Below are 11787 nucleotides of genomic sequence, written 5' to 3'. Positions count from 1 at the left end.
TGATGCTTGAAGAACTTGAGATTCATAATCTTGGGCCGATCCGTTCCGCGCTGATCGCGCCTGCCGGCGGTATGACGGCGATCACCGGTGAGACGGGTGCAGGCAAGTCGATGCTGCTCAGTGCGATTCGGCTGATTTCCGGCGGTCCTTCCGACGGTGGGCGCGTGTCGGTCGGAGCGAGCGAGGCGTGGGCGCAGGGCGTGTTCGAGGTCGCTTCGTCACCGGCCGCGGTCGCAGCCGCGCACGAGGCGGGTTTCGAACCTGAAGACGGAGAACTGTTCCTGTCTCGCAAGGTTCCTGCCTCCGGTCGTTCCCGCAGCATGCTGTCTGGTCGTAGTGTGCCTCGTTCCGTACTGGGGTCGATCGCAGCGGAGTTGGTGACGATTCATGGTCAGGCGGACCAGTTGCGTATCGCGTCTTCGGCGCGGCAACGTGAGTTTTTGGACCGCTATGCCGGCGATGATGTGGCGTTGGTCGCATACGGCAAGGCTTGGAATGCGCTTCGTGCCATGGATGAGCGGTTGGAGCGATTGTCGAGCCAGGAGTCGTCCATGCGCCAGCAGGCGGATTACCTGCGCGAGTCCATCGAACGAATCAACCGCATCGATCCGCAGCCGGGGGAGATGGCCGAGTTGCGTGCCCGGCGTGATCGCATTGAGAACGCGGCCGAGATCGCCGAAGGGGTGAACCGTGCGTTGAGCGCGTTGGATGCTTCGCAGGTTGTTGACGATGTTGAATCATCCAGCGCCACCGATCTGATTGATCGCGCGTCGCAAGCGCTTCGCGCCATTCATGTGGACGGCGTGTTTTCGGAACTGGCCGATCGGCTTGATTCCATCAGCACTGATTTGTCTGATGTGGTGTTCACCTTGTCGGGCGAAGTCGACAATGATCTCGGCATGGAAGACTTGGACGCCATCAACGGGCGGATCCATGAGCTTGACGAATTGGTTCGTCGTTGGGGCCCGGAATTGTCGGACGTGATCGCGTGGCGAGATCAAGCGGTGTTCGACTTGGAGGATCTGGACGCGTCTCCGGAAAAAGTTAGTCAATTGCAGGCGGAACGTGAAAAACTGTTCGGTGAGGCGTTGAAGGCGGCGCGTGCGGTAAGCAAAAGACGTGCCGCCGCCGCGAAGGAACTTGCCGCCAAAGTCACTGCGGAACTCGAATCTCTTGCCATGAGCGGATCGAAACTAGAGATCCGTGTATCGGAACGTGAACATTTGGACGCTTCCGGCGCTGACGGCATCGATTTTCTGTTCACGCCGTTCCCGGGTTCGCCGCAAATGCCGATGGGCAAAAGCGCGTCCGGCGGCGAGCTGAGCCGGCTCATGCTCGCGCTTGAACTCGTTGCGGCGGAAAAACATGTGGTGGCGGGCGGTTCCGTACCTCCCATGACGTTCATTTTCGACGAGGTCGACGCAGGCGTCGGTGGCAAAACCGCGGTGGAGCTTGGCGCGCGATTGGCGAAACTCGCTCAATCCGCGCAGGTCATTGTCGTCACCCATCTGCCACAGGTCGCATCCTGGGCGGACGAACAGTACGTGGTCGCCAAAGGTGAAATGGATGACGGATCAATCGCCACCACCATCAATCAAGTGCGTGGGGAGGCGCGTGTGCACGAAATCGCCCGTATGCTCTCCGGCAGTGAAAGCGAAGCGTCGCTGGAACATGCCGAAGAACTGCTCAAATCATCGGTTCTCGATTAACGTAAGATGCACAATAATAAAGGAGGATATCGATGGCAGGCAATCAAGGCAAGGGCGCCATTTTCGATCTTGACGGCACGCTGCTTGATTCCATGGGCGTTTGGGATCAGGTTGACATCGATTTTCTTTCAAAACGAGGCATTGACGTGCCGGACGATTACATGACGAAAGTCGCGGCCATGCAATTCCGCCAGATCGCCGAATATACGATTGCGCGTTTCAGCCTTACCGACACTCCCGAAGAGCTGATGGATGAGTGGGATCATATGGCCCGCGTCATGTATGCCACAGTGGTCGAAGCTAAACCGTATGCACGTGAATATCTCGCTCAATTGAAAGAGAGTGGAGCGAAACTTGCCGTTGCCACATCGCTGCCGCCGATGCTGAGAGAGCCGGCGATGAAGCATGTTGGCATTTTCGACTACTTCGATGAAGTGGTCAGTGTCGATGATGCCGGCGACGTCGGCAAAGACCAGCCGGACGTGTATCTGTTGGCTGCATCTCGCCTCGGAGTCGAGCCGGGGGAGTGCACCGTGTTCGAGGATTTGCTGATCGGCATGCGTTCCGCCAAGTCGGTTGGCATGAAGGTATGGGCCATGCACGACGATTCGTCCGATGCCGATTGGCCGGCTATTTGCGGTCTGGCGGATGGTGTCATGTTCGACTTCCATGACGCGCCTGCCGTATTGTAGGAACCGGCGTCGTGCGGGGATATATGCATTTGGGGCTTTCCGTTGATTCGGAAGACCCCAAATACGTTCCATAAGAGTCTACCGGCTGGCTCGGTTCAGATGTCCTTGCTACCGTAAATATGCAGCGATATCTTGCTGGAGAACACCAAGGCGAGTACGTCGATGATCAAGAATGTCGCTAATGCAATGGCTTGGTGCCGGCTGATCGCTTCGGCCAGCTGTTCGACGGTCTTTTCGAATTCCGGCAATGCCTTGCGCAGTCCGATGACCGTGCCCACGATCACGCCGATGCTCAGAATAATGGCGGCCATGGCGCGATAAGGGGAGAACCGGTACAGGAACGGCTGCACGATGGCGTTGAGCAGCACGAGGGTCAGCACGGTCATCGCGGCGAAGTCGATCGCATCCGTCACTTTAACTGGCTCGTGCATGATGGTGCCGGCGCAGGCGATGCTGGCGGCCACTTCCAATCCCGCCACCAGATCGCAGGCGATAAGGAATGCGAATCGTCCGAGGATCTGGTGGTTGCGGTTGATGGGCACGATGCCGTTCATCCAATGATGGTTGTTCATTTGTTCATAGGAGAACAGGGTGATATTAAGCATCAGGAAGCCGGAGGCCGCCCCGCCGATGGCGGCTCCCGCAACGCTGTCGAGAGTGGACCCTGTGGCCGCCATCAGGCATGTGAAGCCTGGAACGTACGCGAAGAAGATGGCTATGTACGACCGCCCGTAGCTGATGGTGCGGTTCCAGTCCAAGGAAATCTGCCTAAGGATGGCGGTCATGGCGTCCGCGTTCGCTGTCGTGTTCATCGTACGTCTCCTTTGTTGGTATTGCCGATTGCCGTATGTGCCGCGGCGTTGGTCAGTCTGATCACATCCTCAATCGAAGCATGCTGTGTCAGGAGACCGTCGGTGCCGCCGATGTGTGGGATGTCCTGCGTGCGGACCAACGCGTCGAAGCCGGTTGCGTATGTGCGGATGCCGACCATTGCCCGCTGTAGACCATCCGTAAGCTCATCCGGACCGCCCTTGACCAGGCGGAACGCGTCTTCGAACTCGTCTTTCGGCCCGCTGTAATACAGCATGCCGTTCGTTATATACGCGAGGAAATCCGCGCAACGCTCCAAATCGGCGGTGATATGCGTGGAGAAGATTACGCTGTGTCCGCCATCCGCAACATAATCGGACAGGATGTCCATGAGCTCGTCGCGGGACAGTACGTCCAGACCGCTGGTCGGCTCGTCGAGAATCAGCAGTTTCGCATCGTGGCTCAACGCCACGGCGAGCATGAGCTTCATCTGCATGCCGCGCGACAGATCCTTGATCTTCTTGTTCCGTCCGAGTCCGAACCGTCTGAGATATGCGTCGAACAGATTGTGGTCCCACAGCGGGTACATTGGGCTGCTTGTCCGTTCCACCGCGTCGACCGTCATGTATTCGATGAAATAGCTGCTGTCGAGCACTACGCCCAGCTGCTCTTTGGCCCGCTCCTCATCGGCCATCGCGTCAAGGCCGAGCACTTCGATTCGTCCCGCGTCTCGCGCGGTCATATTGAGGATCAGTTTGATCAACGTGGATTTGCCGGCTCCGTTCGGACCGACCAGACCCATGATGTAGCCGGACGGCAGGTCGAAGGTCACGTCATCCAATGTGAAGCCGGAATCATAATGCTTCGTCAATCCGGTTACGCTCAAGGCCAAGGTTGGCCGCGTTCCTTGGGGGAGTGAGGAATCGTTCATGATTGTTCCCTGTACGCTTTCTCGAACATGCCAAGCAGATCAAGTAGGCTAATGTCGGCGGCTTTGGCCTCGATGGAAACTTCACGGAGCTTGTCCATGATGCGTTCACGCGCACGTTCCTTCATGAGTTCGTTGCCTCGTTCCATCACGAATGTGCCTTTGCCCTGCACATTCTCCACGAGCCCCTCGTCGGCCAGTTCGTTATACGCTCTGGTCACGGTGAGCACGCTGACGCGCAGTTCCTTGGCGAGCTTGCGTAGTGAGGGAAGCGCCTCGCCTGCTGTAAGCTCACCCGACATGATCGCGGACCTGATCTGGTTCTTGATCTGTTCGTAAATCGGTTCTCCGGACACGGATGAGATGATCAGCTTCAATCTGTGCCTCTGTTTCTGTATGTTTCGTAGGTGATATATCTCCCGGCTGAACAGTTAGATGCAAACTGTTTAGCTGTTATATATAACAGTAACACAGAAAACCCGTACTGTTATTACGTGTCGCATAACAGTACGGGTTTTGTTGGAATATAAGGAAATCCGCCGCTCCATGAACGCCTCTTGCGGTCGACGATTGACGGAAGCGACATTTACTTGCGTTCGAGGATTCCCGTATGGACGGTTATGCGCGAGTCGGATGGATGATACGGCGGAAACACAGGTAGATCAGCTACGCCAACGGCATGGTCATCAACATAGGCAGTGTAGGGAACCGGCGATGAGTCCCACGCCAATCATGATTGCGATTTTCTTCGCGCCGAAGGAGAGAGCGTCCGTTTCGGCGCGATCCGTCGCCTGGGTGGTGTTGCTATCTTGCTGCATGATTGTTTGTTGGGGAAACCATCTGTTATTCCATTCCCTTATAGAGTTCTTTGGCTAGACCAATCAGTGACTTGTCTGAGCCTGCTGGGCCAATAAGGCATGCGCCGCATGGCAGTCCATCTGCTGTTTCCAATATCGCGTATCGTCCGTTCATAGTCGGGTAGTTGTTGAAACATCGACAGATCAATCAGACCGTGAACGCCTTTGGTGTGATATCAACGACTTGCGTCACGTTGAAGTTGATGGCAGCCGACAGCAGCAGGTACACTTGTTGACGTGGCATCTCGAACATGGCGGCAATCATATTGATGGCGTGTTCGACGCTTTGCGATAATGCGTCATCCAGCGTACTGCTGAAACCCATTGGAATCAGCGTGCCATGACTGATCGCAAATGGCAGAGGGGCTGCGGACGTTTTCTTGGAGATGATCACGCAGCCATTCCCTGGCTCTGACGGTATTGTACCGGACTCATCCAACCGAGCGACCGTTTGATGCGCTCGTGGTCGTGCCAACGGATGCAGTCGTCGACCGGGACGAGCACCTCGTCGCGGGTACGTTCCTCCCAATGCCCGGGATGGACGGACTCCATCTTCATGCGTCCGAAGGACCCCTCCGCGCCGTCGTTCCTCGGGACCGAACATACGATAATCCTTTCATTCAGTCTCCAAGAAAACGTCCGCATCCTGTAACGTCCGGATTCTTGCATACTTTGGGTTTTCGGTCCTGACGTGAAAGGCGGGGACGTTTCCACGTGTCAAGTCGACAATCGGCCAGCCATAATGATGTGCGTTGATTGGGGGTGTCCGCAGCGAAATCGGTGGAACTTGTCCAGCAGGTTCTGTGATACGTCGAGCATCGTGAATCCATGGGGTGGGGGAGTTGCGGCTGTGCAACTTACTTGAGTTCTAAGCGACGGTTCGCGGATTATTTGTCGATCGTTCACGTTTAAGGCGTTGCGTGTTCGCCTTCCGAGCCTATTTTGTCGCCCAGGCTGGCTTGTCTGACAGCTTCAATGTGGCAAAGCAGAAGAGGTAGAAGAATGAGGATAATGGCGAAAAACCATACGGCAACAAAGGAACAGCGGCAGGCAGGAGCCTGGCGCAAACGCGGTACCAAATCGGTGGGCGGTGGCATGCTCGCGTTGACAAGCGCTGTAGTGGCAGCGGCCATGCTCGCAACGCCAGCGGCTTTGGCTGGGGAAGGAACCGCCCGGTATTACAGCAGCAAGCAGCCGTATGTTGCGCCGGCGAGCACATCATATTCAGCAATTCCGAGCAGATACCATCTTGCATACACCGAGTCTGTGGCAAGGCATGGCTCGCGTGGCCTGTCGAGCTACAAGTATGACGCTTTGCTGGCACTGATGGCTCAGTCTGCTGCGGAAAACAATTATGCTGGATTCGTTAGCCCAGAGGTTGGCAAGGAATTCATCAACAATGTCAATGCCATTACTGCGGCCAACGTGGGCAACGGGTATGGCATGCTCTCTGGTCAGGGCGCCATACAGCATCAGGGCATTGGTGAGAGAATATACCAGCGTGATGCTGATCTGTTCGCCAATGCCGCAAAGCAGGGACTGCGCGTCTCATACCAGAGCTCGGGTGAGCCTCGTGCAACCGAATCCGGAGAGAATTTCAAACTAGGATTCGATCAGGCTTCCAACGGTTTGCTGGCGAATGCGGTTGTAGCACCGAATAATCCTGCGGATAACAATTCCGGCAAGAATTTCGACAAGAACACCACCACGTTGTATTTCCATAAGACTGATAATCCGGATGGTACGCAGAAAACGGGCGAGGCCAAGGAGCGCGCGGAACGTTACCAGCAGTTCGTCGCGAATGATGGGGGCATCGCCGAAGCTGAGGAAAACGTGACGAACGATCCGTCCATGACCACCGCTTCGCATAATCTGCTCTCTCAAATCTTCACTGACGATTTCCTCGCGTCCATCGGCAAGGAGGAAGGCCAGCGCATCTGGTACAACACGGCTGACGGCACGAAAAAGGGTGCGGCCAATTGCGCTGCTGGCGCCGACCCTGCCAAGGATGCGAACGCGTGCGGTGACGCCAAGAAGAAGATCGCGTCGGAACAGGATGCGGCAATGGATTTGTACAATCTGTACATCATCGCGGCCGATATGGAACAGGAGAACACCGGATCCCACACGTTCAATTTCGACCAGTACTTCCAAGGTCAGCACGCCCAGGAGGCTAAGACGTTTGCTTGGTCGCTTGATGCCGAGGACTTCTATGAGAAGGGACCGGGGCGCGCAGGTCAGGATGAGACCTACCGCATTGCCCAGCCGTTGCTCGACGATTTCTTCAATGCGATCGACACGAGGGAGCGGGCCGGCACCGCCGCGACGTTCCGATTCGCACATGCCGAAACCATTATTCCGTTTGCGGCATTGCTGAAGCTGCCTGGATCGCAGCAGCAGGCGAGTGAACTGTACACGTATGAGAATAATCCGTGGCGTGGCGAAAGTGTGACGCCGATGGCTGCGAATGTGCAGTGGGATGTGGTCGTGCGTGATGGTACGGACGTCTCGGGGCAGCCGTATCAGCCGTTGGTCAGAATGCTGTACAACGAGAAGGAAATCGGATTCAACGATTCCTGCACGCCAATTGCGGATGGTTCGACCTGGTATAAGGAAAGCGAGCTGAAAAGCTGCCTGAATGGTAAGGGAACCACGGTTGATGCCCGACTGACGGATGAGGAAGGTCAGCCTGAAACGCCGGGCCATGAATCGACACCAGATGATTCGCAGAAGGCTCCGGGTGCGAATGATGCGAACGGCCAGCGGAAGCATCCGGTGAAATCGTCCGCGAACGGCGGCGATGCGGTCAAGCTCGCCAAAACCGGTTCAAACGTGACGCCCGCCATCGTGGCGACCGTCGTGATGGTGTCCTCCGCGATTTTTGGAGGAAGCTACGCGCGGCGTTCCCGCCGGAAGGCTTGATTTGAAACCTTATCTCGACCGGGTTACGGCCTGACTTGCAACTTGGCCGCAGCCGGACTTCGGTCTAGCGTTTTACATCTGATGCGCTGTTCCCAATTCCCATCCTCGGGCTTGGAAGCAGCGCATCATTGCGTCAAGGTGCGGTATGAGGTCAGTGCGTATGCAGCTGGGGCTTTTCGCGTACTTTGGCGGTGAGATAGTCCGCTTCCACCTTCCATACGGTGACGGCGCGTACCTGCTGGTCGGTGAATTCCGCATGTTCCATGCCGGCCTGCTGCTTCATCAGCAGTGCGAGCCCCTGGCGTGCCTCGTCAAGATCGTCGATGATGGATGCGGTGCCATTGCCGACGATCGACTTGAACGCCTCGCCCCAATTGCACAACGTACGTCCTTCGACCACCTCGCAGTCGGTCGCCATTTCGAACGCCACGGGAAGCGCGTTGTTTGCGGCCTTGACCGCGTCCATCTTACGTCCGGTCGCAGAACCATGGAAATACAAGGTGAGATGATTGGATTCCGCATCGAACACGTATCCGAAATTCAACGGCACGATGGTGATGCCTTCCGCATCGGTGTATGCAAGACTCACGATCTTGCACGTTGCGATAATCGCATCGATCTGCTGTGGTTCGGTTACCTCACGGTCGGCACGCCTCATCATGCGATGCCTTCCCGCAACCGTCCGCTCATCATTACGACGCGTCACCATGGCACGTTCCTCTCTGCTGGATTTACATACCCAGCCTACCGGCTCCCTCAGCCGATGCTGTACACGCCGGAACCATCATCCCACCAAGCATGATCCACCGGCTCCGGCTGCACAAGACACTTCGGTCCCTTCAGCATTTCAATCGCCTTCAACTCCAAACGTTCACGCTCCTCAGCCAACGCATCGCCAACACGATCAAGCAAACCGCACACGCAAGCCGTGGGCTGACATGTCGGAAGACGATGATTTATTGTCGGAAGTCTGAGTCTCATCGCGCTTTTTCTCTTCTCTTACGAGGCCGTGCCCCGTGCCGTTACGAGACCTTCGAAAGGCTCGCCGAAGAGCCCATGTTCGAAGATATCGGCACACTGCACGACCACTATCAGGAATTCGACATCTACCCGCTACTGACACTGCTTGCGTCATTCGCATGAAAAAGCTGATCTATAAACAAAGCGGCATCGCATTCCAGATTAGAAAATGGAACCATCAAGCTTATCAAGCGCACGCAGCAGAGAATCAACATGACCTTTCGCGCACGTTGTATCGGGCAACACGAATCACTCCATCACCGTCAATCACAAAAGTCGAACGAATCACACCCTCGTAAACCTTGCCATACAATTTCTTCTCACCGTACGCACCATACAAACGATGCACGGTCAAATCAGCATCCGACAACAGAGGGAACGTCAAATGGTCGCGCTCGCGGAATCGGATGAGCTTGTCCAGCGGATCCTTCGAAACGCCGAGCACTGTGAATCCGCGGGAGCTTAGGCGTGCGAGGTTGTCGCGGAAGTCGCAGGCCTCGGTGGTGCAGCCGGGAGTCATCGCGGCAGGGTAGAAGTATAGGATGATATTTTGGCCGCGCAATGCGGAGAGCGTGACACTACCGCCGTTGTCGCTGGGAAGTGTAAAGTCCGGGGCCGTTAGTCCCGCTTCGAGTCGTGCGAATGCAGGAGGGTTCTGTGCTGCCGAGGCTACTGACGGATTGATGTCGGACATGATTATCTCCTTACTGTTCTTCGGATTTCAAGTGCCGATACCAAGCGAGAATAAACGTCATCATACCCGCCTTTGCGTGTGCACAGTTCGTTGACTCGTTGCGCGCCGCCGCGAACTCCAAACAGTAGGCGTCAGACCTGTCAAGGGAACAAATCGGAAAAAGATCCTGCGCGAAGTATGGTTTGAAACGTGTCATCGTGCGCATTTTCTGGATCTGTCGGCCTTGTGCTGAGCAAAGCAGGCTGTATCTCGCCTATGTATGGCAGATTTCGGGATGTGACATGAGGCATCTCGCTTATATATGGCAGTCGGTTTCGCGAAAATGAGGTTTTTCATGCCCCCCTACCTACTGCTTTGACGGACTGACCTGCCATATATAAGCAAGATATCTCCGGACACGTTCGCAAATCTGCCATACATAAGCGAGATATGAGCAAAACGGTGTTCAACAACAAAGGAAACGTCAAATGATCGCGCTCGCAGAATCGGGCATGAGTACTCTTTAGCTACTCTTCGGAATTCAGAAGCCAAGTGGAAAACGAACTGTCATACAATTCCGTTTATCTCCTATGATGTTTTCCAGAACGGGGAAATTTCGGGGAAGCATGGCGCGTTGAAGAGAGGGACATCCACGTCGCACCGTACGACAACGGAGAACAAAGACGCGGCAGCGAACGTCACCGCGAAATCCATATGGTTCAAACGACAGCTCAACATGGCGGTTGCGGCGGTGGGCAGCGTCGCATTGTGCGCCACCATGGCCTTCGTCGCGGCACTCACCGGCTACGTTTCCTCAAGCGACCTAGACTCCGCAGCATACAAGATGGCGGCCTCCCAAGCTGAAATCACCGAGAGTCTCATCACCGACAGCGACGGCGTGCGGAAGGTCTACAATTCTGCCGCCATAGCGTTCCCTGACGGGCACACCGACTCCTACCAGAAGATGCATCGCGCCGGATCCGAGGAAACCGCATGGTCGTTGCCTGGCAGCACGCCGGTCATGTTCGAGATGCCCGAGTGGACCGGCTCGGACGGCAAGCCGCTCAAGGCCGGTATCGACATTTGTTGAGACGGCCACTTCTATCCGGAACTCGGTCGTTATTATGCCGCGTCCGGAGCCGAACTGTTTCTGCATCCGACGGCCACGACCGGCAACGCATGGCATCGCGAATCCCGCATGGGCAGCTATACCGACCGTGACGGTCTCGCAGTGATCACCGACAACGTGTGGGGTCCCGACGGGTATCCGCTCGACGTCGACGGCAACCCGATCTACTTCGTCGATGAGAACGGCGACACCGTTTCCTCCGGCAAGGACATTGCGGTCTACAACTACGCAGGAGTTGGATCTGACCCGTTCCGCACGTCGAGCCTCATCATCAACGCATGGAGCGGCAAGGATGGCACCCCGTTCGACTACTCCACGGGCAGCGCGCTCGACACCAGCGGAACAGGCAAGGGCGCGTCCGACAGCGAATCGGCCGACATGACGTTCGCCGAAGGCGCCTACGATCCAGACAATCTGGAAATCCGACAGATGAACTTGTCCCGCGCAGGGTTCAGTGTCATGAACTTCAACGCTCGCCTCTGCTCCAAGATGTACGATCAGCTCGCCAAACTGACCATCCCAGGATATCAGGCCATGTATGATGATCCGACCGAACTCGACAAGAGCGCGCTCGAAGCTCCGATCGCGGCGGCACAGGCCAAGCTTGCCGAATTCGGCAAATACACGGACGATACGGTCGCATCTCTCACGGAAGCGTACGAGCAGGTCCTCTCGCTGTGGAACAACACCACGTTCAGCAGCGAACAGAACGGTCTTGTCTCCAATGCCGCCACGCTCCTTAACACGGCATTGGACGGTCTGAAGCTTCGGGAAACGAAGCCTGATGACCAGCCGGGCGGTGGCGAGGCCAAGCCGAATGACAAGCAGCCCTCGAAAGACAAGAATGCCAGCAAGGCCGATGGAAAACCGACTGCGGACTTGCCTCGCACGGGCTCCGACATCGTTCCCATTATCGCGGTCATGCTTCTCCTTGCAGGAGCCGGAACCACTGCCGGTACGTTGATACGCCGCAAGCATGTGTAGCGGTATGTTCTAGAAACCATCACCAGATAAATGGCCGGTCGAAGCACATTAGCTGCGACCGGC

General features: G+C 56.3%; 13 protein-coding genes and 1 pseudogene. 5 read left to right on the top strand and 9 right to left on the bottom strand.

What is annotated here, in order from left to right; translation table 11 throughout:
• Positions 1-2 precede the first annotated feature (2 nt).
• Positions 3-1709: a DNA repair protein RecN gene (gene recN / locus BBPC_RS05235; RefSeq protein WP_004222325.1), complete on the top strand. Its 1707-nt coding sequence runs from the start codon at positions 3-5 to the stop codon at positions 1707-1709.
• A 32-nt stretch (positions 1710-1741) separates the two neighbouring features.
• Positions 1742-2401 carry an HAD family hydrolase gene (locus tag BBPC_RS05230; protein WP_003810273.1) on the top strand — a complete coding sequence of 220 codons (660 nt, stop codon included), beginning with the start codon at positions 1742-1744 and terminating at the stop codon, positions 2399-2401.
• Positions 2402-2496: 95 nt separating this feature from the next.
• Here BBPC_RS05230 and BBPC_RS05225 read toward each other — a convergent pair whose 3' ends face one another.
• The 6 genes from BBPC_RS05225 to BBPC_RS05205 all read right to left on the bottom strand — a co-directional run bounded on the left by BBPC_RS05225 (position 2497) and on the right by BBPC_RS05205 (position 5554).
• On the bottom strand, positions 2497-3213 hold the full coding sequence (locus tag BBPC_RS05225) for an ABC-2 transporter permease (RefSeq protein ID WP_003810272.1): 717 nt from the start codon (positions 3211-3213) through the stop codon (positions 2497-2499).
• Positions 3210-4142 (bottom strand): ABC transporter ATP-binding protein, encoded by a 933-nt coding sequence (locus BBPC_RS05220; protein ID WP_003810271.1) that lies wholly within the window; start codon positions 4140-4142, stop codon positions 3210-3212. The genes BBPC_RS05225 and BBPC_RS05220 overlap by 4 nt, the downstream gene beginning before the upstream one ends.
• Positions 4139-4516, bottom strand: coding sequence for a GntR family transcriptional regulator (locus BBPC_RS05215; protein WP_003810270.1), 378 nt, complete (start codon positions 4514-4516; stop codon positions 4139-4141). Before BBPC_RS05215 ends, BBPC_RS05220 begins: the two co-directional genes overlap by 4 nt.
• Positions 4517-4825: 309 nt before the next feature.
• Positions 4826-4957, bottom strand: coding sequence for a hypothetical protein (locus BBPC_RS10180; RefSeq protein ID WP_003810269.1), 132 nt, complete (start codon positions 4955-4957; stop codon positions 4826-4828).
• A 187-nt stretch (positions 4958-5144) separates the two neighbouring features.
• Positions 5145-5390, bottom strand: coding sequence for an acetamidase/formamidase family protein (locus tag BBPC_RS05210; RefSeq protein ID WP_004222317.1), 246 nt, complete (start codon positions 5388-5390; stop codon positions 5145-5147).
• Complete coding sequence (locus BBPC_RS05205) at positions 5387-5554, bottom strand: IS3 family transposase (RefSeq protein ID WP_231857824.1); 168 nt, start codon at positions 5552-5554, stop codon at positions 5387-5389. The genes BBPC_RS05210 and BBPC_RS05205 overlap by 4 nt, the downstream gene beginning before the upstream one ends.
• Before the next feature lie 453 nt (positions 5555-6007).
• Between BBPC_RS05205 and BBPC_RS05200 the strand changes: the two genes are divergently transcribed.
• Positions 6008-7918, top strand: a complete 1911-nt coding sequence (locus tag BBPC_RS05200; RefSeq protein ID WP_080550623.1) for a histidine-type phosphatase — start codon at positions 6008-6010, stop codon at positions 7916-7918.
• Between the two features lie 151 nt (positions 7919-8069).
• Here the strand turns inward: BBPC_RS05200 and BBPC_RS05195 are convergent, their stop codons facing one another.
• From BBPC_RS05195 to bcp, 3 genes and pseudogenes are all read right to left on the bottom strand, one after another.
• Positions 8070-8627 carry a pyridoxamine 5'-phosphate oxidase family protein gene (locus BBPC_RS05195; RefSeq protein WP_033524034.1) on the bottom strand — a complete coding sequence of 186 codons (558 nt, stop codon included), beginning with the start codon at positions 8625-8627 and terminating at the stop codon, positions 8070-8072.
• A gap of 47 nt (positions 8628-8674) precedes the next feature.
• Positions 8675-8830 carry a hypothetical protein gene (locus BBPC_RS09975; protein ID WP_181982000.1) on the bottom strand — a complete coding sequence of 52 codons (156 nt, stop codon included), beginning with the start codon at positions 8828-8830 and terminating at the stop codon, positions 8675-8677.
• Positions 8831-9100: 270 nt separating this feature from the next.
• A pseudogene (gene bcp, locus BBPC_RS05190) lies at positions 9101-9632 on the bottom strand (thioredoxin-dependent thiol peroxidase).
• A gap of 613 nt (positions 9633-10245) precedes the next feature.
• On the opposite strand from bcp, the gene BBPC_RS09370 reads away from it, so the two are divergent.
• Together BBPC_RS09370 and BBPC_RS05180 are read left to right on the top strand one after the other, a co-directional pair.
• A complete protein-coding gene (locus BBPC_RS09370; RefSeq protein WP_004222288.1) occupies positions 10246-10701 on the top strand; it encodes a carbon-nitrogen hydrolase family protein in 456 nt (151 codons plus the stop codon).
• A gap of 108 nt (positions 10702-10809) precedes the next feature.
• A complete protein-coding gene (locus BBPC_RS05180; protein ID WP_004222285.1) occupies positions 10810-11724 on the top strand; it encodes a hypothetical protein in 915 nt (304 codons plus the stop codon).
• Positions 11725-11787: the final 63 nt, after the last annotated feature.

It is taken from the genome of Bifidobacterium pseudocatenulatum DSM 20438 = JCM 1200 = LMG 10505 (assembly GCF_001025215.1).
Taxonomy (GTDB): domain Bacteria; phylum Actinomycetota; class Actinomycetes; order Actinomycetales; family Bifidobacteriaceae; genus Bifidobacterium; species Bifidobacterium pseudocatenulatum.
Note: the sequence above shows the minus strand (reverse complement) of the source record. Positions and strands in the feature narration are given on the sequence as shown.

Excerpts from the sequence above, each read along its gene's own strand:
- BBPC_RS05220 (WP_003810271.1), bottom strand. The coding sequence starts at position 4,142 with ATGAACGATTCCTCACTCCCCCAAGGAACGCGGCCAACCTTGGCCTTG.
- BBPC_RS10180 (WP_003810269.1), bottom strand. The coding sequence starts at position 4,957 with ATGCAGCAAGATAGCAACACCACCCAGGCGACGGATCGCGCCGAAACG.
- BBPC_RS05200 (WP_080550623.1), top strand. The coding sequence starts at position 6,008 with ATGGCGAAAAACCATACGGCAACAAAGGAACAGCGGCAGGCAGGAGCC.
- BBPC_RS05230 (WP_003810273.1), top strand. The coding sequence starts at position 1,742 with ATGGCAGGCAATCAAGGCAAGGGCGCCATTTTCGATCTTGACGGCACG.
- BBPC_RS05225 (WP_003810272.1), bottom strand. The coding sequence starts at position 3,213 with ATGAACACGACAGCGAACGCGGACGCCATGACCGCCATCCTTAGGCAG.
- recN (WP_004222325.1), top strand. The coding sequence starts at position 3 with ATGCTTGAAGAACTTGAGATTCATAATCTTGGGCCGATCCGTTCCGCG.
- BBPC_RS05205 (WP_231857824.1), bottom strand. The coding sequence starts at position 5,554 with ATGAAGATGGAGTCCGTCCATCCCGGGCATTGGGAGGAACGTACCCGC.
- BBPC_RS05195 (WP_033524034.1), bottom strand. The coding sequence starts at position 8,627 with ATGGTGACGCGTCGTAATGATGAGCGGACGGTTGCGGGAAGGCATCGC.
- BBPC_RS05180 (WP_004222285.1), top strand. The coding sequence starts at position 10,810 with ATGGGCAGCTATACCGACCGTGACGGTCTCGCAGTGATCACCGACAAC.